The 24,382-nt window shown below is 44.8% G+C and carries 41 protein-coding genes and 1 pseudogene; 25 read left to right on the forward strand and 17 right to left on the reverse strand.

All coding sequences use genetic code 11. The features are described 5' to 3' along the window. Nucleotides 1-125 precede the first annotated feature (125 nt). On the forward strand, nt 126-1,376 hold the full coding sequence (gene icd, locus A31E_RS16805; protein ID WP_000444487.1) for an NADP-dependent isocitrate dehydrogenase: 1,251 nt from the start codon (nt 126-128) through the stop codon (nt 1,374-1,376). 113 nt (nt 1,377-1,489) lie between these two features. Here icd and A31E_RS16800 read toward each other — a convergent pair whose 3' ends face one another. The 14 genes from A31E_RS16800 to A31E_RS0122345 all read right to left on the reverse strand — a co-directional run bounded on the left by A31E_RS16800 (nt 1,490) and on the right by A31E_RS0122345 (nt 8,944). Then, entirely contained in the window at nt 1,490-2,632 is a 1,143-nt protein-coding gene (locus A31E_RS16800; protein ID WP_000741336.1) for a site-specific integrase, read from the reverse strand. After that, nucleotides 2,622-2,858, reverse strand: coding sequence for an excisionase (locus tag A31E_RS16795; protein ID WP_000088653.1), 237 nt, complete (start codon nt 2,856-2,858; stop codon nt 2,622-2,624). Before A31E_RS16795 ends, A31E_RS16800 begins: the two co-directional genes overlap by 11 nt. Before the next feature lie 139 nt (nt 2,859-2,997). Beyond that, the gene (locus A31E_RS16790; protein ID WP_016248605.1) at nt 2,998-3,237 is read right to left on the reverse strand and encodes a DUF4222 domain-containing protein; all 240 of its coding nucleotides are present in this window, start codon (nt 3,235-3,237) and stop codon (nt 2,998-3,000) included. 47 nt (nt 3,238-3,284) lie between these two features. Continuing rightward, entirely contained in the window at nt 3,285-3,503 is a 219-nt protein-coding gene (locus A31E_RS16785; protein WP_000763385.1) for a TraR/DksA family transcriptional regulator, read from the reverse strand. Between the two features lie 98 nt (nt 3,504-3,601). Then, nucleotides 3,602-3,817 carry a hypothetical protein gene (locus tag A31E_RS16780; RefSeq protein WP_000188870.1) on the reverse strand — a complete coding sequence of 72 codons (216 nt, stop codon included), beginning with the start codon at nt 3,815-3,817 and terminating at the stop codon, nt 3,602-3,604. A 76-nt stretch (nt 3,818-3,893) separates the two neighbouring features. Next, nucleotides 3,894-4,085 (reverse strand): DUF1382 family protein, encoded by a 192-nt coding sequence (locus A31E_RS16775; RefSeq protein WP_000548522.1) that lies wholly within the window; start codon nt 4,083-4,085, stop codon nt 3,894-3,896. Next, on the reverse strand, nt 4,058-4,240 hold the full coding sequence (locus A31E_RS16770; RefSeq protein WP_016248606.1) for a DUF1317 domain-containing protein: 183 nt from the start codon (nt 4,238-4,240) through the stop codon (nt 4,058-4,060). Before A31E_RS16770 ends, A31E_RS16775 begins: the two co-directional genes overlap by 28 nt. Further along, entirely contained in the window at nt 4,237-4,917 is a 681-nt protein-coding gene (locus tag A31E_RS16765; RefSeq protein ID WP_000186792.1) for a lambda exonuclease family protein, read from the reverse strand. Before A31E_RS16765 ends, A31E_RS16770 begins: the two co-directional genes overlap by 4 nt. Further along, the gene (gene bet / locus A31E_RS16760) at nt 4,914-5,699 is read right to left on the reverse strand and encodes a phage recombination protein Bet (protein WP_001317715.1); all 786 of its coding nucleotides are present in this window, start codon (nt 5,697-5,699) and stop codon (nt 4,914-4,916) included. Before bet ends, A31E_RS16765 begins: the two co-directional genes overlap by 4 nt. A gap of 5 nt (nt 5,700-5,704) precedes the next feature. After that, a complete protein-coding gene (locus tag A31E_RS16755) occupies nt 5,705-6,001 on the reverse strand; it encodes a host-nuclease inhibitor Gam family protein (protein ID WP_000995441.1) in 297 nt (98 codons plus the stop codon). 75 nt (nt 6,002-6,076) lie between these two features. Next, nucleotides 6,077-6,283: a phage encoded cell division inhibitor protein gene (locus A31E_RS16750; protein WP_000233576.1), complete on the reverse strand. Its 207-nt coding sequence runs from the start codon at nt 6,281-6,283 to the stop codon at nt 6,077-6,079. Between the two features lie 484 nt (nt 6,284-6,767). Next, nucleotides 6,768-7,700, reverse strand: coding sequence for a hypothetical protein (locus A31E_RS16745; RefSeq protein WP_001288169.1), 933 nt, complete (start codon nt 7,698-7,700; stop codon nt 6,768-6,770). After that, a complete protein-coding gene (locus A31E_RS16740; protein WP_000414677.1) occupies nt 7,697-8,170 on the reverse strand; it encodes a DUF6932 family protein in 474 nt (157 codons plus the stop codon). Before A31E_RS16740 ends, A31E_RS16745 begins: the two co-directional genes overlap by 4 nt. A gap of 81 nt (nt 8,171-8,251) precedes the next feature. Beyond that, on the reverse strand, nt 8,252-8,944 hold the full coding sequence (locus A31E_RS0122345; RefSeq protein WP_001295669.1) for an XRE family transcriptional regulator: 693 nt from the start codon (nt 8,942-8,944) through the stop codon (nt 8,252-8,254). Nucleotides 8,945-9,054: 110 nt separating this feature from the next. On the opposite strand from A31E_RS0122345, the gene A31E_RS16735 reads away from it, so the two are divergent. The 17 genes and pseudogenes from A31E_RS16735 (at nt 9,055) to A31E_RS16670 (ending at nt 17,488) form a co-directional block, all read left to right on the forward strand. Further along, nucleotides 9,055-9,282 carry a helix-turn-helix domain-containing protein gene (locus A31E_RS16735; protein WP_000184665.1) on the forward strand — a complete coding sequence of 76 codons (228 nt, stop codon included), beginning with the start codon at nt 9,055-9,057 and terminating at the stop codon, nt 9,280-9,282. Between the two features lie 30 nt (nt 9,283-9,312). Next, a complete protein-coding gene (locus A31E_RS16730) occupies nt 9,313-9,852 on the forward strand; it encodes a toxin YdaT domain-containing protein (RefSeq protein ID WP_001182866.1) in 540 nt (179 codons plus the stop codon). Further along, complete coding sequence (locus tag A31E_RS16725) at nt 9,849-10,868, forward strand: replication protein (RefSeq protein WP_077688149.1); 1,020 nt, start codon at nt 9,849-9,851, stop codon at nt 10,866-10,868. The genes A31E_RS16730 and A31E_RS16725 overlap by 4 nt, the downstream gene beginning before the upstream one ends. Next, nucleotides 10,865-11,566: a replication protein P gene (locus A31E_RS16720; protein WP_016248608.1), complete on the forward strand. Its 702-nt coding sequence runs from the start codon at nt 10,865-10,867 to the stop codon at nt 11,564-11,566. The genes A31E_RS16725 and A31E_RS16720 overlap by 4 nt, the downstream gene beginning before the upstream one ends. Next, a pseudogene (locus A31E_RS25675) lies at nt 11,563-11,865 on the forward strand (protein ren). The gene A31E_RS16720 and the pseudogene A31E_RS25675 overlap by 4 nt, the downstream one beginning before the upstream one ends. A gap of 67 nt (nt 11,866-11,932) precedes the next feature. Beyond that, complete coding sequence (gene emrE, locus A31E_RS16715) at nt 11,933-12,265, forward strand: multidrug efflux SMR transporter EmrE (RefSeq protein WP_001070446.1); 333 nt, start codon at nt 11,933-11,935, stop codon at nt 12,263-12,265. 64 nt (nt 12,266-12,329) lie between these two features. Next, nucleotides 12,330-12,452: a hypothetical protein gene (locus tag A31E_RS25680; protein WP_032240663.1), complete on the forward strand. Its 123-nt coding sequence runs from the start codon at nt 12,330-12,332 to the stop codon at nt 12,450-12,452. Between the two features lie 57 nt (nt 12,453-12,509). After that, on the forward strand, nt 12,510-14,036 hold the full coding sequence (locus A31E_RS16710) for a recombinase family protein (protein ID WP_016248610.1): 1,527 nt from the start codon (nt 12,510-12,512) through the stop codon (nt 14,034-14,036). 111 nt (nt 14,037-14,147) lie between these two features. Further along, on the forward strand, nt 14,148-14,471 hold the full coding sequence (locus A31E_RS16705) for a P22AR C-terminal domain-containing protein (protein WP_000338660.1): 324 nt from the start codon (nt 14,148-14,150) through the stop codon (nt 14,469-14,471). 174 nt (nt 14,472-14,645) lie between these two features. Next, nucleotides 14,646-15,428 carry a hypothetical protein gene (locus tag A31E_RS16700; protein ID WP_001348590.1) on the forward strand — a complete coding sequence of 261 codons (783 nt, stop codon included), beginning with the start codon at nt 14,646-14,648 and terminating at the stop codon, nt 15,426-15,428. A 94-nt stretch (nt 15,429-15,522) separates the two neighbouring features. Next, nucleotides 15,523-15,624 (forward strand): hypothetical protein, encoded by a 102-nt coding sequence (locus A31E_RS25225; RefSeq protein WP_072097297.1) that lies wholly within the window; start codon nt 15,523-15,525, stop codon nt 15,622-15,624. Then, nucleotides 15,621-16,076: a DNA base-flipping protein YbcN gene (gene ybcN / locus A31E_RS16695; RefSeq protein ID WP_016243517.1), complete on the forward strand. Its 456-nt coding sequence runs from the start codon at nt 15,621-15,623 to the stop codon at nt 16,074-16,076. The genes A31E_RS25225 and ybcN overlap by 4 nt, the downstream gene beginning before the upstream one ends. Beyond that, nucleotides 16,076-16,246 carry a NinE family protein gene (locus A31E_RS16690; RefSeq protein ID WP_000224907.1) on the forward strand — a complete coding sequence of 57 codons (171 nt, stop codon included), beginning with the start codon at nt 16,076-16,078 and terminating at the stop codon, nt 16,244-16,246. The genes ybcN and A31E_RS16690 overlap by 1 nt, the downstream gene beginning before the upstream one ends. After that, a complete protein-coding gene (locus tag A31E_RS16685; protein WP_000774479.1) occupies nt 16,239-16,529 on the forward strand; it encodes a DUF1364 domain-containing protein in 291 nt (96 codons plus the stop codon). Before A31E_RS16690 ends, A31E_RS16685 begins: the two co-directional genes overlap by 8 nt. Further along, nucleotides 16,526-16,888, forward strand: a complete 363-nt coding sequence (rusA, locus tag A31E_RS16680; RefSeq protein ID WP_016248611.1) for a crossover junction endodeoxyribonuclease RusA — start codon at nt 16,526-16,528, stop codon at nt 16,886-16,888. Before A31E_RS16685 ends, rusA begins: the two co-directional genes overlap by 4 nt. After that, nucleotides 16,885-17,025, forward strand: a complete 141-nt coding sequence (locus A31E_RS16675) for a YlcG family protein (RefSeq protein ID WP_000971070.1) — start codon at nt 16,885-16,887, stop codon at nt 17,023-17,025. The genes rusA and A31E_RS16675 overlap by 4 nt, the downstream gene beginning before the upstream one ends. 85 nt (nt 17,026-17,110) lie before the next feature. After that, nucleotides 17,111-17,488: an antiterminator Q family protein gene (locus tag A31E_RS16670; RefSeq protein ID WP_001204777.1), complete on the forward strand. Its 378-nt coding sequence runs from the start codon at nt 17,111-17,113 to the stop codon at nt 17,486-17,488. Between the two features lie 154 nt (nt 17,489-17,642). Here the strand turns inward: A31E_RS16670 and A31E_RS16665 are convergent, their stop codons facing one another. Beyond that, nucleotides 17,643-18,167 carry a lipocalin family protein gene (locus tag A31E_RS16665; RefSeq protein ID WP_000780582.1) on the reverse strand — a complete coding sequence of 175 codons (525 nt, stop codon included), beginning with the start codon at nt 18,165-18,167 and terminating at the stop codon, nt 17,643-17,645. A 192-nt stretch (nt 18,168-18,359) separates the two neighbouring features. On the opposite strand from A31E_RS16665, the gene A31E_RS16660 reads away from it, so the two are divergent. The 7 genes from A31E_RS16660 to A31E_RS16630 all read left to right on the forward strand — a co-directional run bounded on the left by A31E_RS16660 (nt 18,360) and on the right by A31E_RS16630 (nt 22,735). Further along, entirely contained in the window at nt 18,360-19,319 is a 960-nt protein-coding gene (locus tag A31E_RS16660) for a YbgA family protein (RefSeq protein WP_000592547.1), read from the forward strand. 351 nt (nt 19,320-19,670) lie between these two features. Beyond that, nucleotides 19,671-20,402, forward strand: coding sequence for a helix-turn-helix domain-containing protein (locus A31E_RS16655; protein ID WP_001146311.1), 732 nt, complete (start codon nt 19,671-19,673; stop codon nt 20,400-20,402). A gap of 188 nt (nt 20,403-20,590) precedes the next feature. Further along, the gene (essD, locus tag A31E_RS16650; RefSeq protein WP_016248612.1) at nt 20,591-20,806 is read left to right on the forward strand and encodes a phage lysis protein EssD; all 216 of its coding nucleotides are present in this window, start codon (nt 20,591-20,593) and stop codon (nt 20,804-20,806) included. Continuing rightward, the gene (gene rrrD, locus A31E_RS16645) at nt 20,806-21,303 is read left to right on the forward strand and encodes a lysozyme RrrD (RefSeq protein ID WP_001135277.1); all 498 of its coding nucleotides are present in this window, start codon (nt 20,806-20,808) and stop codon (nt 21,301-21,303) included. The genes essD and rrrD overlap by 1 nt, the downstream gene beginning before the upstream one ends. Further along, the gene (locus tag A31E_RS16640; RefSeq protein WP_001082731.1) at nt 21,300-21,758 is read left to right on the forward strand and encodes a lysis protein; all 459 of its coding nucleotides are present in this window, start codon (nt 21,300-21,302) and stop codon (nt 21,756-21,758) included. The genes rrrD and A31E_RS16640 overlap by 4 nt, the downstream gene beginning before the upstream one ends. 201 nt (nt 21,759-21,959) lie before the next feature. Beyond that, nucleotides 21,960-22,457, forward strand: a complete 498-nt coding sequence (locus tag A31E_RS16635; protein WP_000839225.1) for a KilA-N domain-containing protein — start codon at nt 21,960-21,962, stop codon at nt 22,455-22,457. Further along, nucleotides 22,454-22,735, forward strand: coding sequence for a hypothetical protein (locus A31E_RS16630; protein ID WP_001516221.1), 282 nt, complete (start codon nt 22,454-22,456; stop codon nt 22,733-22,735). The genes A31E_RS16635 and A31E_RS16630 overlap by 4 nt, the downstream gene beginning before the upstream one ends. A 588-nt stretch (nt 22,736-23,323) precedes the next feature. Here the strand turns inward: A31E_RS16630 and A31E_RS16620 are convergent. Further along, entirely contained in the window at nt 23,324-23,734 is a 411-nt protein-coding gene (locus A31E_RS16620) for a DUF1398 domain-containing protein (RefSeq protein WP_000079508.1), read from the reverse strand. Nucleotides 23,735-23,791: 57 nt separating this feature from the next. Further along, nucleotides 23,792-24,025, reverse strand: coding sequence for a YlcI/YnfO family protein (locus tag A31E_RS0122360; RefSeq protein WP_001331705.1), 234 nt, complete (start codon nt 24,023-24,025; stop codon nt 23,792-23,794). Between the last annotated feature and the right edge of the window lie 357 nt (nt 24,026-24,382).

Here is a 24,382-nt window from a genome sequence, read left to right on the forward strand (position 1 = left end):
GTATTGACAAGCCAATTACAAATCATTAACAAAAAATTGCTCTAATGCATCCGTGTGGCAGGACGCAAACGCATGTGCAACGTGGTGGCAGACGAGCAAACCAGAAGCGCTCGAAGGAGAGGTGAATGGAAAGTAAAGTAGTTGTTCCGGCACAAGGCAAGAAGATCACCCTGCAAAACGGCAAACTCAACGTTCCTGAAAATCCGATTATCCCTTACATTGAAGGTGATGGAATCGGTGTAGATGTAACCCCAGCCATGCTGAAAGTGGTCGACGCTGCAGTCGAGAAAGCCTATAAAGGCGAGCGTAAAATCTCCTGGATGGAAATTTACACCGGTGAAAAATCCACCCAGGTTTATGGTCAGGACGTCTGGCTACCTGCTGAAACCCTTGATCTGATTCGTGAATATCGCGTTGCCATCAAAGGCCCGCTGACTACTCCGGTTGGTGGCGGTATTCGTTCTCTGAACGTAGCACTGCGCCAGGAACTGGATCTCTACATCTGCCTGCGCCCGGTTCGTTACTACCAGGGCACTCCAAGCCCGGTTAAACACCCTGAATTGACTGATATGGTCATCTTCCGTGAAAACTCGGAAGACATTTATGCAGGTATCGAATGGAAAGCTGACTCTGCTGACGCTGAGAAAGTGATCAAATTCCTGCGTGAAGAGATGGGGGTGAAGAAAATTCGCTTCCCGGAACATTGCGGTATCGGCATTAAGCCGTGTTCTGAAGAAGGCACCAAACGTCTGGTACGTGCAGCAATCGAATACGCAATTGCCAACGACCGTGACTCAGTGACCCTGGTGCACAAAGGCAATATCATGAAGTTCACCGAAGGCGCGTTTAAAGACTGGGGTTACCAGTTGGCGCGTGAAGAGTTTGGCGGTGAACTGATCGACGGCGGCCCGTGGCTGAAAGTCAAAAACCCGAACACCGGCAAAGAGATCGTCATTAAAGACGTGATTGCTGACGCATTCCTGCAACAGATCCTGCTGCGTCCGGCTGAATACGACGTTATCGCCTGTATGAACCTCAACGGTGACTACATTTCTGACGCACTGGCAGCACAGGTTGGCGGTATCGGTATCGCCCCCGGTGCAAACATCGGTGACGAATGCGCACTGTTTGAAGCCACCCACGGTACAGCACCGAAATATGCCGGTCAGGACAAAGTAAACCCAGGCTCTATCATTCTCTCCGCTGAGATGATGCTGCGCCATATGGGTTGGACTGAAGCCGCAGACCTGATTGTTAAAGGTATGGAAGGCGCAATCAACGCCAAGACCGTAACCTATGACTTCGAACGTCTGATGGAAGGCGCTAAACTGTTGAAATGTTCAGAGTTTGGTGACGCGATCATCAAGAACATGTAATCTCTACATGTGTTAAATATTGAAACGGGCGTGTTATACGCCCGTTGTTTTATGAAGATGTAAAATCTTCCCCAAAACTTTCCCCAAAACCCTTCCCCAAAACTGGCTATTTTCTATGCTGTTTTAATATCTACGATAACCCAGTCTTTACCACGATCATCATTGTATCGGTCGGTCATTTTTCTGGATTTATGACCTAACAACTTTTGCGTATCCAGACCCTGTTCCCGATATAACCGTTCTGACAGAGATCGCTGCTCATGAAATGTGGGCGCAGTTCCTTGCTCCCATTTTATGCCACATTTTTCCCGGGCCTTTTTAAAAGCCGTTGTCAGAGTATTTGCAGAAACCTGGTCTCCTCTGTTTGCTTGAGAGGTAGTGTGACGGTAATGGACCAGATATTTACTAACAACAGCATCCCTGCACTGAGATATAACTTCACGAAGGGTAATATTCAGAGCATCGCATTTCAGGTTAAGCGGAATAGCAAGTTTTGAACCGGTTTTTTCCTGAGTAATGTGCAACATGTCGTCCCATATATCAGAGAATTTCAAATTGCAGATATCGCCTAAACGTTGTCCAGTAACAAGAGCAAGTAGCATCCCGCATTTTAAATAGGGCTGCCGTCTGCTTACGCTGTCAAATATTGCCTGCCATTCGGGCAGTGATAATCTTTGGCGGTTTACTCGATTTCGCGGTTGTTTTGTTGCCTGCGCTGGGTTAAATCCTGGCGGAACATGTCCGGCGTGTTGTGCTTCTTTGAAGACGTCGATCAACACCATTCTCACGACTTGCGCCATCCTGTTATGACCTTCAGCCTTTACAGCATCAATTATTTCGGCAATATCAAGTGCGGTAATATCCTTGAGGTGTTGCATTCCACAATGCTCACGGAAAAGACGAATGGGTTTGCCTTTTTGCCGATAGGAGTTGGGTCTTAGTTCATTATGTTGCAGCCTGTCCTCCTGGATAGAAATATATTTATCAAGCCATTCTGTCACCGTAATGTCTGAGCGCCTGCCTTTCATTCTTTCCAGACGCTCATTGACGCTTAATATTTGTCGGGTACGTTGTTCAGCAATAATGGTATTTGCTTCAGTAGCAACTTGTTTTGCTTCATTCTCATCAGTTCCTAAGCTATGAAAACGACCGGATAGTGGATGTTTGTATTGCCAATATACCTTTCCGGTTCGCTTATCTAATTTGCAATATAAATTGGGTATAGAGATTTTGTGAGATCGGGGTCTAGCAGCCATCAGCGATTATCCGTTGGAGTTTTGGGTTTGCGTTTATTGGGAGTTGCGGTTCTGCAAGCGTTCCTACAAAACGGGAATTTCGGTCAATCATCCAGTAGCGACCAACTTTTATAGCGGGTGGGGCCATCATTTTCCCTTGCGCGTATTTTTTCAGAACTCGCTCACTTGGTGCTAAGTCCCCAAATTCTTCTTTAGCCCAGTCCTGTAAAGTGATTAGTCGAGACATTTGTCCTCCTCTTAGCTGCTGAGGGAGTTTGTGACCGATATATCTGACATGATATTAAGCTCATGGCAGGTACATCTCTTGACTGGTCATAGAGATAAATTTAATGCTGAGAAATGCAGTATTGAATTTATCAATTTTTCTATTTCCTGCGTATGGCACGTAACTTCTTAATGTGTTCTGCCGTTTCGATCTCTTCTGCTATCCGATCTGCATCAGCTTTATTCACAGGTTCAAAGTCATGATTAAAGCGGAACATGCTGGCGATACATGTTCTGCCTTTTCGGATGTAGTGAACTTTGTTGTGGGTAGAACGCAGGATTCTGCAGGGAGTGCCGTGGTGGTCGACGTACCAGGTGTTAGGAAAAATGATTCTGAACATTTTTACACCTCAGTTGGACGATGTTGAAATTTACTGCTTTGAGGCCATCACAGTCCCCATTGTTTGTTCTTAAGTTCGATCTCCTCCTGGCAACTTGCACAAGTCCGACAACCCTGAACAGCCAGGCGTCTTCGCTCATCTATCGGATCGCCACATTCACAACAATGAGTTGCGGATACAGTCTGGTAGTTCAGACGACGCATTTTTATTGCTGTATTGCGCTGTAATTCTTCGATTTCTGATGCTGAATCAATGATGTCTGCCATCTTTCATTAATCCCTGAATTGTTGGTTAATACGCTTGAGGGTGAATGCGAACAATAAAAAAGGAGCCTGTAGCTCCCTGATGATTTTGCTTTTCATGTTCACCGTTCCTTAAAGACGCCGTTTAACATGCCGATCGCCAGGCTTAAATGAGTCGGTGTGAATCCCATCAGCGTTACCGTTTCGCGGTGCTTCTTCAGTACGCTACGGCAAATGTCATCGACGTTTTTATCCGGAAACTGCTGTCTGGCTTTTTTGATTTCAGAATTAGCCTGACGGGCAATACTGCGAAGGGCGTTTTCTTGCTGAGGTGTCATTGAACAAGTCCCATGTCGGCAAGCATAAGCACACAGAATATGAAGCCCGCTGCCAGAAAAATGCATTCAGTGGTTGTCATACCTGGTCTCTCTCATCTGCTTCTGCTTTCGCCACCATCATTTCCAGCTTTTGTGAAAGGGATGTGGCTAACGTATGAAACTCTTCGTCTGTTTCTGCTGGTATTGGCACAAACCTGACTCCAATTTGAGCAAGGCTATGTGCCATCTCAATGCTCGTTCTTAACTCAACAGGAGATGCTTTGTGCATACAGCCCCTCGTTTATTATTTATCTCCTCAGCCAGCCGCTGGGCTTTCAGTGGATTTTGGATAACAGAAAGGCCGGGAAATACCCAGCCTCGCTTTGTAACGGAGTAGACGAAAGTGATCGCACCTCCCCGGATATTATCGTGAGGATGCTTCATCGCCATTGCTCCCCAAATACAAAACCAATTTCAGCCAGTGCCTCGTCCATTTTTTCGATGAACTCCGGCACCATCTCGTCAAAACTCGCCATGTAATTTTCATCCCGCTCAACCACGACATAATGCAGGCCTTCACGCTTCATTCGTGGGTCATAGTTTGCAAAGTACCAGGCATCTTTTCGCGTCACCCACATGCTGTACTGCACCTGGGCCATGTAAGCCGACTTTATGGCCTCGAAACCACCGAGCCGGAATTTCATGAAATCCCGGGAGGTAAACGGGCATTTCAGTTCAAGGCCGTTGCCGTCACTGCATAAACCATCGGGAGAGCAGGCGGTGCGCATACTTTCGTCGCGATAGATGATCGGGGATTCAGTAACATTCACGCCGGAAGTGAACTCAAAGAGGGCTCTGGCGTCGTTCTCGTACTGTTTTCCCCAGGCCAGCGCCTTAGCGTTAACTTCCGGAGCCACACCGGTGCAAACCTCGGCAAGCAGGGTGTGGAAGTAGGACATTTTCATGTCAGGCCATTTCTTTCCGGAGCGGGGTTTTGCTATCACATTGTGAACTTCTGAAGCGGTGATGACGCCGAGCCGTAATTTGTGCCACGCATCATCCCCCTGTTCGACAGCTCTCACGTCGATCCCGGTACGCTGCAGGATAATGTCCGGTGTCATGCAGCCACCTTCTGTTCAGAGGCTTTCTGTTTCAGGAATCCAAGAGCTTTCATTGCTTCGGCCTGTGTCAGTTCTGACGATGCGCGAATGTCGCGGCGAAATATCTGGGAACAGAGCGGCAATAAGTCGTCATCCCATGTTTTGTCCAGGGCAATCAGCATAGTGTTAATCTCCTGCATGGTTTCATCGTTAACCGGAGTGATGTCGCGTTCCGGCTGACGTTCTGCAGTGTATGCGGTATTTTCGACAATGCGCTCGGCTTCATCCTTGTCATAGATACCAGCAAATCCGAAGGCCAGACGGGCACACTGAATCATGGCTTTATGCCGTAACATCCGTTTGGGATGCGACTGCCACGGCCCCGTGATTTCTCTGCCTTCGCGGGTTTTGAATGGTTCGCGGCGGCATTCATCCATCCACTCGGTAACGCAGATCGGATGATTGCGGTCCTTGCGGTAAATCCGGCATGTGCAGGATTCATTGTCCTGCTCAAAGTCCATACCATCAAACTGCTGGTTTTCATTGATGATGCGGGACCAGCCATCAACGCCCACCACCGGAACGATGCCGTTCTGCTTATCAGGGAAGGCGTAAATTTCTTTCGTCCACGGATTAAGGCCGTACTGGTTGGCGACGATCAACAATGCGATGAACTGCGCATCGCTGGCATCACCTTTAAATGCCGTCTGGCGAAGAGTGGTGATCAGTTCCTGTGGGTCGACAGAATCCATGCCGACACGTTCAGCCAGCTTCCCTGCCAGCGTTGCGAGTGCTGTACTCATCCGTTTTATACCTCTGAATCAATATCAACCTGGTGGCGGGCAATAGTTTCAACCATGTACCGGATGTGTTCTGCCATGCGTTCCTGAAACTCAACATCGTCATCAAACGCACGGGTAATGGCTTTTTTGCTGGCCCCGTGGCGTTGCAAATGATCGATGCATAGCGATTCAAACAGGTGCTGGGGCAGGCCTTTTTCCATGTCGTCTGCCAGTTCTGCCTCTTTCTCTTCACGGGCGATCTGCTGGTAGTGACGCGCCCAGCTCTGAGCCTCAAGACGATCCTGAATGTAATAAGCGTTCATGGCTGAACTCCTGAAAATGGCTGTGAAAATATCGCCCGCGAAATGCCTGGCTGATTAGGAAAACAGGAAAGGGGATTAGTGATTCAGGCCGTTACCGCGTCCGTCGAGAAAAACTTCTACGAGCAAATCACGGGTATAAGTGCGCTCGATGCCGCGATGCAGATAAAGCCGTCCGCGTAAATTAGCTGATGCAGTCCAGGTACCATCTTTGTGTTTGACCAGCATTCCTGGCATGACCGCACCTCGATTAACGGTCTGCGTTCCGTAATGTTGATGAACCATAAAAAACTCCTGCCCGTAAGCTGGGCTGCTGAACATATTGAGACTTCTGCGCGTATTCAGGCGGTGGATGGCCGCCGGTTGTCATAACTAAGTCGCCTCGTTGAAGCGACTGAGGTATGAAGTGTTGAGTTGATTTCAGCTGGTCACACCGACGTTCACGCGTCCGCTTCACCCCTCGCACTCCCCGGAGCCTGCTGAAATTCAAGCTGCGGATCTAAGCGGTCATCGCAACGGTGAATCAGGTGGTTGCCGTATCGTTGTGTTGTTGCGATATGGTGATAATAGCTATTGCTATTGGTGATATCAATACTTATCGCTATTGGCTGATGTGTTTTGATATTAAATGTTTGATAGCAAAAAGAATTAATTTTGTGACTTGCATCGCATAGCGATAACTGAAGCGGGGGTTATGGTGGTTTTTCGAACGGTTTGTGTGATGAGGGGGAGGCAAAAGAAAACCCGGCACGGTGGCCGGGTAGCATCACTATTCGATTTTTTTAACCATGTAGTTACGTCGTGATGTTCCTAATCTTTCATTGTGAATCTCAGAAACGCTTACTACGAGCGATATTCGTTCACCAACTTTATATTTACTTTGAATTTCTCCTAACATATCAATCGGATAAGAAGCCTTTATTTTTCCAAGCTCGCTTGCAATCTCCAATTTCCCGTACATGGATAAAATAGCAAGTTCGCCTGATATATGCTCATCCGGTAGCTGAATGACCTTCGTTAAAGCTAAGCGAGCATTCAGTTTTTTTATATCTTCTGAAGAAATTGACACTTGTCTGGTACCATCACTTAAAGGTCCAATCCAAGTAAGATCAAAGTTAAGACTATATTTTTCGCACTCATTTATGATGTTTTTTAGGTTAGCTGTTGATTGCGAACCAATTTCGGCAATTTTAGCCGTGAATGTTTCTTCATCAATGGATGAGAGTAGTGCAAAAATCTCCTTAACAGCATGACTGGATACTGTTTCGATGAGCTCGCAAGAACCAGTAGAAAAAGTAACACCTAACTTCGTCGAACCTGGACGCAAGTCTGCCAATCTCATGTCTAATGATTTTTTAACATCAATCGGCACACGACTAGAATCTTTCCCAGATCCAAGTCGGTAAACTGCTTTCTGTACAAGGGATGCGAGATTACCTGAAATTACAGATAGAATATCTAACGGAATAGACCCGAAATCGACCAAAACACCTTTTAATCTCAACTCCATGAAATCACGTAAAGGATGTTGGTTATCGATTGCACGTTGTCTCTCTCGGAGATCGCTCAGATGGGAGTCAAGTGATCTAAATATAATGTCATCAGCAAATGATCTCCCCTTATTTTGAGCAAGCAGATCCACATCGCGTTGAATGAACGCAATTCGCTCCTTGAGGGAGTTGAATGTTTTTTCTTCGCTCATAACATTACCCTCACGAGGCCTTTAGGATTCTCCTTCCGATCAAAACCAAACCACCCTCTCCAGTAACTTCGCCTTTCACTATAATCGATTTCTGGATGATTTTCAGGCAGCAAAAGAACGTCAATGCTGTAGTTTTCTTTAATAAAATCTCTATTTAACAATGAGCTAACCAATGGCATCAGCGTGTTTGGCAAAGAGTTTAGGGCCAAATAATCGACGACCACGAGTATATCTATGTCATCAGGTTCAGGTTTCTCTGTAGTGAATGAACCATCGATCCACACTTCAGAGAAACATAGACACTGCTGATTAACAAGTTTAAATTGCTCAATAAGCTGTATAAAATTACAGTATAGCATACTTCTTCTAACGGATTTTGGGAAGGTGTCGACACAAAGAGACTTGATGCCATCACTATCCATATCATGAAATCCTGCTGTAAGAAGAGGTGGGAAGCTAGGCTTTTCCATCCTAAGTCCTTGTTTATGCCATATAGCGTTCTATTTAATATTCTTGAAAAGAGTGTGCCTTAAAAAGCTACAGGCTAATTATTAACCATGCTTCCTGTACGTCTGCGGCATGCTCCCAATAACCTTACCGAAGATGAACACCCGGTTCATCTCGTCTTTCTCGATCGGGTCCCACGGTGAGTAGCTCTTGTTATCAGAGATAACCAGTAGCTTATCTTTCATCATTTGCAGGCGCTTTACATGGGCTGTGTCGTCGTACAGAAACGCATAGATACCATCACCGTCGAAAGATTTAACCGTGATATCAACGAACAGCAGATCACCTGGTTCGATCGTTCCTGACATGCTGTCACCACGCACGTTAATGATGCGGATATTTTCCGCCTTCCTGCCATCGAACATGTGACGAGCATCGTCAAACGAGTACTCAACCGAGCGTAGAACTTCTACAAACTCACGGTTGATTACACCCGGCCCGGCACTGACTTCTATATCAAGAACGTCAATTTTGAAGTATTTGGAATGGCTGACAGCAGGCTTCCCTGATTGTTGACCGTCATTTCTCATCGGGCCTATGCCTGATGAGAGCCATTCTGTTCGAACACCCAATGCATTAGCTATTTCAACAATTTTTGTTGAGCCGCGCGCGTTGCCGCTTGTCAGTCTCCAGATTGTGGGTTGAGCTACGCCAGACGCCTTTGCAAGAGCGCCTTGAGACATTCCAGATTGTTCCATCGCTAGGTTTAAGCGATCAGCAAGAGTTTCTTTTTTCATAAGTTTTAATTTATACGCTTGCGTATTGATGGTCAAAACACGTTTTGCTATTGCTTGGATTAATACGCATTGCTATTATTCATTCATTGCAATACCAGTAGGAATTGATAATGACAAATCAAACCATTCAACTCGCAATCAGTATTACAGGTAGTCAAAAACGACTGGCAGATCTATGCGGTGTAGCCCAACCCACTGTTTGGCGTTGGCTACACGGTGGCGGAATTGATGCCCGCTATGTAATGAAAATTGTCTCAGCCACTGGTGGAAAGATTAAACCAGCAGATATTCGTCCCGACCTCGCACCATTGTTTAACGCGAGTAATTCTGCCGCCTAAACTGCGGCGTTAACTGATAAGGCAATGACTATGCAACCACTTACATACCAACAGACTAGCGGATTTATCCCGACTGCGGTGATAAATCGTTCTCAAATAAAACAGGTGCCAGGCCACGAAAAAATCCGTGATGCCATCCGCGCCTGGTCGGCTGTAGATAATCAGGATGTCGTTGCCGCACTCATTGTGAATGAGTATCGAGCACAGGGCGGCGGCACTATCGATTTTCCTGATGATGTCAGTCGTGCACGCCAGAAGCTGTTCCGCTTTCTCGATAACAAATTCGATTCTGAAAAATACCGAAATAACGTGCGTGAACTGACTCCAGCAATTCTGGCAGTACTACCGCTGAAATATCGCGGCCACCTGGTTGAGCAGGATAGCTTCATGGCTCGGCTGGCTGAAATGGAAAAGGAACTCAGTGAGGCAAAACAGGCTGTCATTCTCAACGCACCACGCCACCAGAAACTGAAGGAGATGAGTGAAGGCATTGTGTCGATGTTTCGTGTGGACCCGGATTTGGCTGGTCCACTGATGGCGATGGTCACCACCATGCTGGGGGCAATATGACAGGTTCAGAAATGGCGAAAGCCGGTCTGCGCGAACAGAACCGACTTTCAGGTGCAAATCGTAACACACTCATTGCGGGAGGAATTATGGCAAACACTGCTGAGATATTCAATTTTCCAGTGCCGGATGTGGCACAAAAGGAGCCGCGCGTGGCAGATCTCGATGATGGTTATACGCGCATTGCAAATGAGTTGCTGGAAGCTGTGATGCTGGCCGGATTAACACAGCACCAGCTTCTGGTCTTCCTGGCTGTCATGCGCAAAACATATGGCTTTAATAAAAAACTGGATTGGGTGAGCAACGAGCAACTTTCCGAATTGACCGGGATATTGCCGCACAAGTGTTCTGCTGCAAAAAGCGTTCTGGTAAAGCGTGGGATTCTTATTCAGAGCGGGCGGAATATCGGCATTAATAATGTGGTCAGTGAATGGTCAACATTACCCGAATCAGGTAAGAAAAATAAAGTTTACCTGAAAGAGGTAAATTTACCTGAATCAGGTAAGAAAAGTTTACCCAAATCAGGTAAAGGCGTTTACCCGAATCAGGTAAACACAAAAGACAAACTAACAAAAGACAATATAAAACCTTTTTCGTCCGAGAATTCTGGCGAATCCTCTGACCAACCAGAAAACGATCTTCCTGTGGAGAAGCCAGATGCTGCAATTCAGAGCGGCAGCAGGTGGGGGACAGCAGAAGACCTGACCGCCGCAGAGTGGATGTTTGACATGGTGAAGACCATCGCGCCATCAGCCAGAAAACCGAATTTTGCAGGGTGGGCTAACGATATCCGCCTGATGCGTGAACGTGACGGACGTAACCACCGCGACATGTGCGTGCTGTTCCGCTGGGCATGCCAGGACAACTTTTGGTCTGGTAACGTGCTGAGCCCGGCCAAACTTCGCGACAAGTGGATCCAACTCGAAATCAACCGTAACAAACAACAGGCTGGCGTGACAGCCGGAAAACCAAAACTCGACCTGACAAACACAGACTGGATTTACGGGGTGGATCTATGAAAAACATCGCCGCACAGATGATTAACTTTGACCGTGAGCAGATGCGTCGGATCGCCAACAACATGCCGGAACAGTACGACGAAAAGCCGCAGGTACAGCAGGTAGCGCAGATCATCAACGGTGTATTCAGCCAGTTGCTGGCAACTTTCCCTGCGAGCCTGGCTAACCGTGACCAGAACGAACTGAACGAAATTCGCCGCCAGTGGGTTCTGGCTTTCCGGGAAAACGGGATCACCACAATGGAACAGGTTAACGCTGGAATGCGCGTAGCCCGTCGGCAGAATCGACCATTCCTGCCATCACCCGGGCAGTTTGTCGCCTGGTGCCGGGAAGAAGCATCCGTTACCGCCGGGCTGCCAAACGCCAGCGAGCTGGTTGATATGGTTTACGAGTATTGCCGGAAGCGCGGGCTGTATCCGGATGCAGAGTCTTATCCGTGGAAATCAAACGCGCACTACTGGCTGGTTACCAACCTGTATCAGAACATGCGGGCTAATGCGTTGACTGACTCGGAATTACGGCGCAAGGCTGCCGATGAACTTGCCCATATGACTGCGAGAATTAACCGTGGTGAGGCTATACCTGAACCAGTAAAACAACTTCCTGTCATGGGCGGTAGACCTCTAAATCGTGCACAGGCTCTGGCGAAGATCGCAGAAATCAAAGCTAAGTTCGGACTGAAAGGAGCAAGTGTATGACGGGCAAAGAGGCAATTATTCATTACCTGGGGACGCATAATAGCTTCTGTGCGCCGGACGTTGCCGCGCTAACAGGCGCAACAGTAACCAGCATAAATCAGGCCGCGGCTAAAATGGCACGGGCAGGTCTTCTGGTTATCGAAGGTAAGGTCTGGTGAACGGTGTATTACCGGTTCGCTACCAGAGAAGAACGGGAAGGAAAGGTGAGCACGAATCTGATTTTTAAGGAGTGTCGCCAGAGTGCCGCGATGAAACGGGTATTGAGGGTATATAAAAGAACATCAATGGGTACACAATGATGAAACAGGTGAGTTGAGTTCAAACTGTAGTACAATTCTCTCCAGTTTGAACAGGAAAGAATATGTTATGAACCCTTATATTTATCTTGGTGGTGCAATACTTGCAGAGGTCATTGGTACAACCTTAATGAAGTTTTCAGAAGGTTTTACACGGTTATGGCCATCTGTTGGTACAATTATTTGTTATTGTGCATCATTCTGGTTATTAGCTCAGACGCTGGCTTATATTCCTACAGGGATTGCTTATGCTATCTGGTCAGGAGTCGGTATTGTCCTGATTAGCTTACTATCATGGGGGTTTTTCGGCCAACGGCTGGACCTGCCAGCCGTTATAGGCATGATGTTGATTTGTGCCGGTGTGTTGGTTATTAATTTATTGTCACGAAGCACACCACATTAAAAATAATTTCTTTTAAAAGACTGAAATATGGCGGTTCATATCTTTACATGGGCCGCTTTTGTTAATGTTTTTAGTTTTTGTGTATTCTTTTGTGCCTTCAAGATTATTGCGTAAGCAAATTGCAATACGATTATTGTTGTATATTCAAAAGAATGTGATCGTAATTGTCTTTTTAAATAAAAATTAAACAAAAATTATATCTCACCACTAAGGTTTATAAAAGCATACGTTAGCAGGTGTCACCATGAAAAAAGCCATAGCATATATGCGATTTTCATCACCAGGTCAGATGTCTGGCGACTCATTAAACCGACAGAGAAGACTTATTGCTGAATGGTTAAAGGTAAATAGTGATTATTATCTTGATACCATAACATATGAAGATTTAGGATTAAGTGCATTCAAAGGAAAGCATGCACAATCAGGAGCTTTTTCGGAATTTTTAGATGCTATAGAGCATGGTTATATATTGCCAGGAACTACATTGCTAGTTGAAAGTCTGGACAGACTTTCAAGAGAAAAAGTCGGTGAAGCGATTGAGCGTCTGAAATTGATTTTGAATCACGGTATTGATGTTATAACTCTTTGCGATAATACAGTCTATAATATTGACTCTTTGAATGATCCATATTCATTAATAAAAGCCATACTTATAGCACAAAGGGCAAATGAAGAAAGCGAGATAAAGTCAAGTCGGGTTAAATTATCATGGAAGAAAAAACGGCAGGATGCACTGGAGTCAGGCACGATTATGACGGCGTCTTGTCCGAGATGGCTCTCATTGGATGACAAAAGAACAGCTTTTATTCCAGACCCCGACAGGGTGAAAACGATTGAGCTAATTTTTAAACTCAGGATGGAAAGGCGATCATTGAATGCAATAGCCAAGTATTTAAATGATCATGCTGTAAAAAATTTCTCAGGAAAAGAAAGTGCATGGGGGCCTTCTGTAATTGAAAAATTATTAGCGAATAAAGCTCTGATAGGTATATGCGTACCTTCATATCGTGCAAGAGGTAAAGGAATAAGTGAAATCGCTGGCTATTATCCCAGAGTCATATCAGATGATTTGTTTTACGCTGTGCAGGAAATTCGGTTGGCACCTTTTGGTATTAGCAATAGTAGCAAAAATCCTATGTTGATAAATCTACTTCGAACAGTTATGAAGTGCGAGGCTTGTGGTAATACCATGATTGTTCATGCGGTATCTGGAAGTTTGCATGGCTATTATGTTTGTCCGATGAGAAGACTGCATCGATGTGGCAGGCCATCAATAAAGAGAGATTTGGTTGATTATAATATCATTAATGAGTTGCTTTTTAATTGTAGTAAAATCCAACCAGTTGAAAACAAGAAAGATGCTAATGAAACTTTAGAGTTGAAAATTATTGAGCTCCATATGAAAATTAATAATTTAATTGCTGCATTATCTGTTGCGCCTGAAGTTACCGCTATAGCAGAAAAAATCAGAGTATTAGATAAGGAATTACGAAGGGCTTCTGTATCATTAAAAACTTTGAAGAGTAAAGCGGTGAGCTCACTTGGTGATTTTCATGCTATTGACTTAACCAGTAAAAATGGGCGAGAGCTATGTCGTACACTTGCCTATAAAACATTCGAAAAAATCATAATCAATACAGATAATAAAACCTGTGATATCTATTTTATGAATGGCATTGTTTTTAAACACTATCCTTTAATGAAAACAATATCCGCCCAGCAGGCGATAAGTACTCTCAAATATATGGTTGATGGTGAGGTTTATTTTTGAGTAATAATCACTTTTTCAACCGTGCTATAGTAAGAAAGTTAGGTAAGTACAATAAAATTATCTATCCTGAACGAAGCGTCCTGAGCTATGGTTTTACTATAGGGACTGCCAATGGATGCTGGCGTTCTCGTTCTAGCAGTTCAACAATCCCCAATCACAAAACAATTCACTGATAACGAACTTTGCACACTCGCCTGGTTATGGCGAGCAGGGAATGTGATGTTAATTGCCTACCAGAACGTTACTCATCTTCTTCAGGATGCGGAGCATGGTGAAGCTGGTCACTTCACTTCCATCGAGCAAGAATATCCCCAGATACTCAACAGAGCGCGAGCAATCCTCGTCCGAGAAACGGCACATGTAAAACTTCAGCCGTGGCAGGATGATAAGTGGAGTCGAGTATTGCCGCATTTACCTCAGAATCTGTTTCAATAAAGGCGCTAGTTAGTAAGGCTTCCGTCATTCTGCGATGACGGAAGTGCGGGCTGCGTACGGGAGAGCAATTGCATGAATAATATAAATATTCCGCTCACTCCATATAGCGATTTCTGATACAAACTTATCTATTGTGGTAAAATTATAGAAACAAACTTATAGCGTACTAACCATATGGACAATATTAATAAACACGGGCTCTCAAGAAGAATACCTGAGACAATAAAACGTCAGATAAGGCAAAGGTGCGGCTTTGGCTGTGTAATTTGTGGATTTGGATTTTATGATTATGAGCATTTTAAACCTGACTTCGTTGATGCCAAAGTACATGATCCGAATGGAATGACACTTCTTTGCTCCCAATGCAATCAAAAAAGAGCTCGTGGTAGACTTTCAGCACAGACAGTGGAAATAGCTGACAGAAATCCCAAGTGCTTACAGGCTGGTTTTGCAAATGAAATGTTTGATTTTCATAATGAGCCTATAACAGTAAAATTTGCAGGAGTGACGTTTCATAACTGTCAAAATTTGATTGTAGTCAACGAACAACCCATTCTTTCTGTGAAACCTTCACCCATACCACATGGACCGATGCTTTTATCAGGAATTTTCTGTAATTCTATTGGTAAGGAGACTTTACTGATAGATGAAAATGAATGGAAAGCTAAATCAGACAATTGGGATGTGGAGTGTACCGGCCCGCGTATAACAATACGACGTGGGCCAGGAGAGTTTGCCCTCGTTCTAAAAATGGAACCTCCAACAGGATTGATTGTTGAGCGTCTTGATATGTTGTATGAAGGGGTCAGGATGAAAGGAGATAAAGATCTGCTGGAAGTTTCGATTAATGGAGGTCCCTTGCACAGATGGCAATCATGCTCAATGTCAAATTGCCATACAGGGCTTGCGATTCAGGGCGGTATTAGAGCTGCTAATGATCCTTTGTATTGCGCCTAAATCCACTAAATTGATTTTCAACAATCAACTTGCCATAATTAAGTCACCGGAGTTTGAACTCCTCCGGTGACTTCTGCGCTAAACGGGGACGTTTATGCGCACATACAATCCAACCTCTCTTCTCCATTCACAGATGCAGAAATGCACCTGCGATATTTTGCATCCAGCGTTTGATCTCTGCGGAGGTGAAGCGTGAACCTCCCACAAGATGGTATCAAATTGCATCGCGGTAACTTCACCGCTATCGGTCGGCAGATCCAGCCTTATCTGGAGGACGGCAAATGCTTTCGCATGGTGCTTAAACCGTGGCGCGAGAGACGCAGTCTTTCCCAGAATGCACTCAGCCACATGTGGTACAGCGAAATCAGTGAATACCTCATCAGCAAGGGTAAAACGTTCGCCACTCCAGCTTGGGTAAAAGATGCTCTCAAACACACATATCTCGGTTATGAAACCAAAGACCTGGTTGATGTCGTAACCGGTGATATCACCACTATCCAGTCGTTACGCCATACCTCCGATCTTGATACCGGAGAGATGTATGTCTTCCTGTGTAAGGTTGAAGCCTGGGCGATGAATATTGGCTGCCACCTGACTATTCCGCAGAGCTGCGAGTTCCAGCTGCTGCGTGATAAGCAGGAGGCGTAATGGCTACACCGCTTATTCGTGTCATGAACGGACACATCTACAAAGTACCAAATCGTCGTAAGCGTAAGCCTGAGCTGAAACCATCCGAAATACCAACACTGCTCGGATATACCGCCAGCCTGGTTGATAAAAAATGGTTGCGACTGGCAGCAAGGAGGAATCATGGCTGATTTGAGAAAAGCAGCGCGTGGTCGGGAATGCCAGGTAAGAATCCCTGGCGTATGTAATGGCAATCCTGAAACGTCAGTACTGGCACATATCCGGCTGGCTGGATTGTGCGGTACCGGTATCAAACCGCCAGACCTGATTGCCACCATTGCATGTTCTGCCTGCCACGACGAAATCGACCGTCGCACGCATTTTGTTGACGCTGGATATGCAAAAGAATGTGCGCTGGAAGGTATGGCGAGAACACAGGTTATCTGGCTGAAAGAGGGGGTAATTAAGGCGTGAATACTTACAGCATCACATTACCCTGGCCTCCGAGCAATAATCGCTATTACCGCCATAATCGCGGGCGCACGCACATCAGCGCAGAGGGGCAGGCATACCGCGATAACGTCGCCCGAATCATCAAAGGCTCCATGCTGGATATCGGCCTGGCTATGCCAGTGAAAATCCGTATTGAGTGCCACATGCCGGATCGCCGTCGCCGTGACCTGGATAATCTGCAAAAAGCCGCTTTTGACGCACTCACCAAAGCAGGTTTCTGGCTGGATGATGCTCAGGTCGTTGATTACCGCATTGTGAAGATGCCTGTTACCAAAGGTGGGAGGCTGGAACTGACCATCACCGAAATGGGGAATGAATGATGTTTGAGTTTTATATGGCAGAACTTCTTCGCCACCGCTGGGGGCGTCTGCGCTTATATCGTTTCCCCGGTTCTGTTTTGACCGATTACCGAATACTGAAGAATTACGCCAAAACCCTGACAGGAGCAGGAGTATGAAGTCAGAGATAACAATCAACTAATACTGTTTTGTTGATTTTTGCTTGTAATTGGCGTTCTGGTCTGATTTTTGTGGAGTAAGTTGATGCGTGATATTCAGATGGTTCTTGAGCGTTGGGGAGCGTGGGCGGCTAATAATCATGAAGATGTGACCTGGTCGTCCATTGCCGCCGGTTTTAAGGGATTAATTCCTTCAAAAGTAAAATCTCGCCCACAATGTTGTGACGATGACGCGATGATCATTTGCGGGTGCATGGCCCGTCTGAAAAAGAACAACAGCGATTTGCATGATTTATTGGTGGACTATTATGTCGGCGGCATGACTTTTATGGCGCTTGCACGTAAGCATGGGCGATCTGATTGTTGGGTTGGCAGGATGCTCCAGAAAGCTGAGGGCGTAGTGGAGGGTATGCTGATGGTGTTGGATCTCCGATTGGAGATGGATGCTGATTGTTCGAAATAATTAAAGGAAAAGTTGCTGTCTGATTGTCATTAGTCTAACATTTTAAATGTTGGAATCGCAACGTAGTTATTATCATATAACAGCTTGTTTCCTGATTTAGCCAGCCTCCCCAAAGGCTGGTTTTTTCTAATAAGTATCATTTCGGGTAGGGATTTTATTGTTTAACCCATAATAATTCATTGACATTGAATCCCAACTTTTGAGCGGTTCGCACATAGTCTGCTTTTACTTTATCTGGAATAGTTGAGGTCCTTGCCAGAATCCATAGGTATTCTCTGTTCGGACCACTGACAAGAGCATACTTATACTCATCATCCAGTTTGATTACATTATAGCCACCATAGAAGGGGCCAAAAAACGAAACCTTCAACGCTGCAGTTTTAGTATCTCCAGTAAAGTATGCTTTACCTTCGCTCTCGCTCCATTTATTTTTCGTTGGATCGTATCCACGGTTAAGTACACGAATCCCTCCGTCGTTCCGTTTTCCATAAGTAGCGCTGACCTGTTCCAGACCACGTTCGAACCGGTTCTCGAGGCGAGCTATTTCATACCATTTTCCGAGGTAGCGGTTGGCGTCAAAATTTGTAATCGGCTGCACACCTTTAGGTGGTGTCGGGGCCTTACATGCTATAAGAGTGAAAGAGAGCGCAATGCCAGTCAACACAGGCCATAACTTCATAATAAATCCTGTACTTTTGATAGTTGAGAGTAAGTATGAAAGATAGATGATTACGACCGATCACTTAAAGAACTTTCATACTATATTAGGAATAGTCCATAACAGAAAAATTGTCAGTGATGACGCCAGAAAGGCAATTTATTCCGTGCACTACACAGTTTATGTGTTAATGAATTAGTCAAGGGGGAGGATATGATAAAAAAACCTGTGATTGGAATCAGCGGTTGTTTGGCCGGTTCTGCTGTTCGTTTTGATGGTGGTCACAAAAGAGCTGACTTTTTAATGGACAAATTAGTGGAATGGGTAACATTCAGACCAGTATGTCCGGAAATGGCTATAGGGCTGCCAGTTCCGCGTCCTGCTCTACGTCTTGTGCGCTCGACGCAAGGAAATATACGGATGTGTTTCAGCCACGACCAGAATGAGGATGTGACAGAGAGAATGACAGAGTTTAGTCGTTCTTATATGGACAAATTAAAGGATGTATCGGGGTTTGTGGTTTGTGCTAAATCTCCCAGCTGTGGCATGGAGCGCGTGCGTGTCTATGATGAAAATGGTAATCGAGGTCGTAAAGATGGAGTGGGACTATTTACGAGCACTTTGATGGAAAAGTTTTCCTGGCTACCGGTTGAAGAGGATGGGCGATTACATGATCCAGTGCTTCGTGAGAATTTTGTTGAAAGAGTTTTTGCTTTGCATGAGCTCAATCACCTTTACAAGGAGAAATTATCAAGAAGAGAGTTATTGGCTTTTCATAGTCGTTATAAGCTTCAGTTGTTGGCGCATAGTCAGACAGGCTATAAAGATATGGGACCATTTGTGGCTGCAATACACGAGTGGGCGGATCTTGAATCATACTTTGAGGTGTATCGTGATAAGCTGATGGCGATTCTCAGAAAACCTGCATCACGTAAAAATCACACGAATGTGCTGATGCATATACAGGGGTATTTTAGTAACTACTTAAGTACACGCCAGCGTAAAGAGTTGAGCGAGGTTATACTTAACTATCGTTCTGGCACATTACCTCTTCTTGCGCCGTTGACTCTGCTGAAGCATTATCTGGGTGAGTATCCTAATGATTACTTGCTTACACAGAATTACTTCGATCCCTATCCGGACGAACTGGCTCTAAGACTGATGGTAAATTAATTGTATGCGATATCATCCAAAAGGATGAGTTCCTGCATACAGGATATTTACAATCGTAAAAACTACACTATGATACCCAGAGTGTCAGTTTGTATAAAAACTCTGTTTACGCTGAAGAAACCATTGAGATGCAACTTAAATTTGGTAAACATGCCAGTCAAAATATATGATATTATGATTCCACGCAGCTATATATAATATAACAGATTGGTTTAATAATTTGTCTTTGTGAGTTAAATACATAATTTTATACTTGTGATGCAATGAGATTTTCCTTATTGTTGAACTGGCGAATATTGATTTTCCACCTATACTTATCTGGTGTAACCCCAATGATATCAGGTGGATAATATGCCATACATATGTTCTATCATTTTGGTGTTGAACTCGTTTGATGTCCGAATTGGTAAAGAAGATATTTTGTTTAAAAAAGGAAGTGCTGTTCTCATTGATTACAATTTAAAAGATTTTTTTTCATCAAATATAGATCATGTAATGATCGTAGATGTTGAAGAGAAAACAGTTAATGATTTCTTTAAAAGCAACACACTCTCACCTTTTTCTGTAAGAAGGTTTTATCCGGCATACTTGATGGTGGAATGTGAAGATTTTTCATTGTTAAAGAACTTGATTGCATGCTTGAATTGTGATGGCAGAACTGTGGATTTTGTTAGAAATCAAATATCACTTGCATGTCTTGCTATCTTATCTTCAGAGAAAATAGTGCAAAGTTTTTTATTTGGATGTCTTAATAGTTTAGGAAGTAAAGTTAAGGCTATTATTCACACGGATATATCTGCAACATGGAGACTTTGTGATATATCTTCAAGACTGTATCTGAGTGAAAGTCTGTTAAAAAGAAAATTAAAGCACGAAGGCTTATCATTTAGTAAATTAATTCTTGAAGAGCGAATGGTGATGGCGGAAAGGTTATTAAGCTACAATTTATATTCTGTTGGAAAAGTTGCTGAGATATGCGGTTATGAAAACACGTCATATTTTGTAAGTGTTTTCAGAAGATATTTTGGTGTTCCTCCCCATCAATATTCATCAAGATTTTTTTTAGAAAAAGACATGATGTAACGTGATGCGTTTTAATGATTTTGTAATTTTCGTATTTGATAATTGTATGATGCTTTCAGCTACGCCAGAATAATCGCTGGCGTTTTTCTTTTTGAATAGATGTTCAAGCCTTACGCTAATGTAACTTCTATACCTTTCCTCTTCGTTCCGAACCGTGTACACCATCCGTTATTTGCGGAGGTGAGGCTATGAAATCCATGGATAAGTTAACAACGGGCATTGCCTACGGCACCTCCGCAGGCAGTGCTGGCTACTGGTTTTTACAGCTGCTCGATAAAGCCACGCCCTCACAGTGGGCAGCAATAGGTGTGCTGGGTAGCCTGGTATTTGGCCTGCTGACGTACCTGACAAACCTTTATTTCAAGATTAAAGAAGATAAGCGCAAGGCTGCGAGAGGTGAATAATGCCTCCATCATTACGAAAAGCCGTTGCTGCTGCTATTGGTGGCGGAGCAATTGCTATAGCATCAGTGTTAATCACTGGCCCAAGTGGTAACGATGGTCTGGAAGGTGTCAGCTACATACCATACAAAGATATTGTTGGTGTATGGACTGTATGTCACGGGCATACAGGAAAAGACATCATGCTCGGTAAAACGTATACCAAAGCAGAATGCAAAGCCCTCCTGAATAAAGACCTTGCCACGGTCGCCAGACAAATTAACCCGTACATAAAAGTTGATATACCGGAAACAATGCGCGGCGCTCTTTACTCGTTCGTTTACAACGTGGGCGCTGGCAATTTCAGAACATCGACGCTTCTTCGCAAAATAAACCAGGGCGATATCAAAGGCGCATGTGATCAGCTACGTCGCTGGACATATGCTGGCGGTAAGCAATGGAAAGGTCTCATGACTCGTCGTGAGATTGAGCGTGAAATCTGTTTGTGGGGTCAGCAATGAACAGAGTAACCGCGATTATCTCCGCTCTGGTTATCTGCATCATCGTCTGCCTGTCATTGGCTGTTAATCATTACCGTGATAACGCAATCGCCTACAAAGAGCAGCGCGATAACAAGGCCAGTGAACTGGAGAAGGCGAACGCCACCATCGCTGACATGCGGAAGCGTCAACGTGATGTAGCAGAACTCGACGCAAGATACACAAAGGAGCTTGCTGATGCTAACGCGACTATCGAAAGTCTCCGTGCTGATGTTTCTGCTGGGCGTAAGCGCCTGCAAGTCGCCGCCACCTGTGCAAAGTCAACGACCGGAGCCAGCGGCATGGGCGATGGAGAAAGCCCAGGACTTACAGCAGATGCTGAACTCAATTATTACCGTCTCCGAAGTGGAATCGACAAGATAACCGCGCAGGTTAACTACCTGCAGGAATACATCAGGACGCAATGCCTGAAATAATTTTTTTGCAAATCACAAAGTCCATTTAATGAGCCTCGCGATGCGGGGCTTTTTGCAATAAATGCGTACCGCAACGCATGTTTTTTACACCGAACCTGCCCCTTTGGAATGGGCCTTTGAGGATACCAGTTAGTGCTGGCGAGCCTCGGTGGGCTGGTTTCCTGTGCGGCAAAGGTTCATTTCAAAGAGTAGGTACACGCTATGAAATCATTAACCCTCTTCAATCAACCAATTCGTATCGGTGAAGATGGCATGATCTGCCTCACTGATATGTGGAAAGCCAGTGGTAAAAGTGAATCTGAATCGCCTTACCACTACCTGCGAAACAAGCAGACCAAAGAGTTCTTAGCCGAGCTGGAGAAAAACCACGAATCTGTGGTTTTTACTGAGCGCGGTGTACACGGTGGAACATATGGCGGGAAGTTTGTTGCTTACGATTATGCGGCTTGGTTAAACCCCGGGTTCAAGTACGCGGCCTATAAAGTCCTCGATGACTACTTCACCGGAGAACTTCAGCATCGCAACAGCTTAAGTGCGCAGCTCAACATGAAATGTCATGAGTTTGACCAGAAGAAAGACATGGCGAGCTTCTGCGGACAAGGGCTGGCAGCATGGCGCTATACGAAGCCAGTGTTGGTCGCTGAGATTAACTCCCTGGCTAACCAGCTGCAGATTACGATCCCCGGGCTTCCGGGATGAGTGATCGGGTTATTGAATGCGCCTCCAGAGCGGGGCGCGACTTCTCAGAGTTCATGAAAGGCGAGAAGGGCATGATGGAAGCATTGGCCTCGGTGGATGAGTTTGGCGAGCAGCTGCGCCTCAACGGCTGTGTCAATCATCACTTTGTTAGCTACATGATGCGGAACTCGATCATGCAGGCATTCATGGACATGGCAAAAGCCGAGAGGAAAGAAGAGCGCCGGCGTAAGCGAGCGGAAGCAAAAGCAAAAGCAAAAGCAAAAGCAAAAGTGAAGTAGCCATTACAAAGCCCATTTACGGGTGGGCTTGATAATGAAACCGGAATTTATTCTGGGCCACCAGTTAACGGCAGTACCACGAAACAACCCAAGCCAGTAAGTGGGGAAATAACACCGGCAGCCACTGAAAGATGAACCTCCTGCCTTATGGCAAAAAAGATTCTTTGTGGTGGCGGACTGATGGAAAGACATCCTAATTTCAGCCAAACATTGAAGGAGTTGTTATGTCAGCAGAAGGTTTCAATAACCCATCAAAATTTCGGGATGAGTGGGATAGCAGCGTAAAGAGTAAGTGATGCCATCACAAAAGCCATTCCCTACAGAGTGGCTTTGATAATGGCTTATACCCTACACGGGATAACTTAACTGATATCCCTTTTAAAGGATAAAGGTATTCAAGCCTGACACATCATGCGCTGTATCGTCGCCGTATTCCCGTATTAACAGAGACCGTAGCCCGACGGGGAATTCCTTCTGCGTGAGTGTGCGGGAATAATCAAAAACGATGCACACCGGGGTTACCGGGTACACATATTTCATCATGCCAGCGAGTCCGGTTCTGGCGCGGAAGAAACCGGACGTTATGATTTAGTGCGGAAATATTTGTGTAGTGTTCTGAATGTTCTCAGTAAATAGTAATGAATTATCAAAGGTATAGTAATACCTTTTGTTTTCGTGGATATTTGTAATCCATCTGAAAACCCCTGCTGTAGCAAGATTTTTCCTGTATTCGTAAAATGATAACTCTCCTGATTTGAATCCTTTTAAGGTGGCTTCTATAAGGCATTTATTTTTTGAAAATCTTACATTTACAACCTTACCCTGTCCTTTTATTAAAACCGTATTATCGTTTTCAAGAACAAGATGAATATTCTCTGTGGCTAAATAGTAAATGTAATGTGAGACATTGTGACGTTTTAGTTCAGAATAAAACCAGTGATAGTTTAAATTATTTCGCACTTTATCGAATATTTGTTTAAAAATGGCAACCTGAGCCATTGTAGTACCTTCCATGTGATATGATGGGGCGTAGTCTGCACGATTATCTAAATTGCTTCAATCTGGTCTGACCTGTTTTCTGAGCAATTCAGTAATGTCACTCTTTTCTTTGTTTGCTTCAGGCGAAACTCTTTTTTCTGAGCACAGTCTCCGGCGGCAGGCTTCAATGACCCAGGCTGAGAAATTCCCGGACCCTTTTTGAACAAGAGCGATGTTAATTTGTTCAATCATTTGGTTAGGAAAGCGGATGTTGCGGGTTGTTGTTCTGCGGGTTCTGTTCTTCGTTGACATGAGGTTGCCCTGTATTCAGTGTCGCTGATTTGTATTGTCTGAAGTTGTTTTTACGTTAAGTTGATGCAGATCAATTAATACGATACCTGCGTCATAATTGATTATTTGACGTGGTTTGATGGCGTAGATGCACGTTGTGACATGTAGATGATAATTATTATCATTTTGCGGGTCCTTTCCGGCGATCCGACAGGTTACGGGGCGGAAGGCGCGCGGGTTTTCGCTATTTATGAAAATTTTCCGGTTTAAGGCGTTTCCGTTCTTCTTCTCCGTAACTTAATGTTTTTATTTAAAACACCCCCTGAAAAGAAAGGAAACGACAGGTGCTGAAAACAGGCCTTTTGGCCTCTGTCGTTT

Origin of the sequence: Escherichia sp. KTE159 (assembly GCF_000408805.1) — a bacterium.
In the GTDB taxonomy this organism is placed as follows: Bacteria; Pseudomonadota; Gammaproteobacteria; order Enterobacterales; family Enterobacteriaceae; genus Escherichia; species Escherichia marmotae.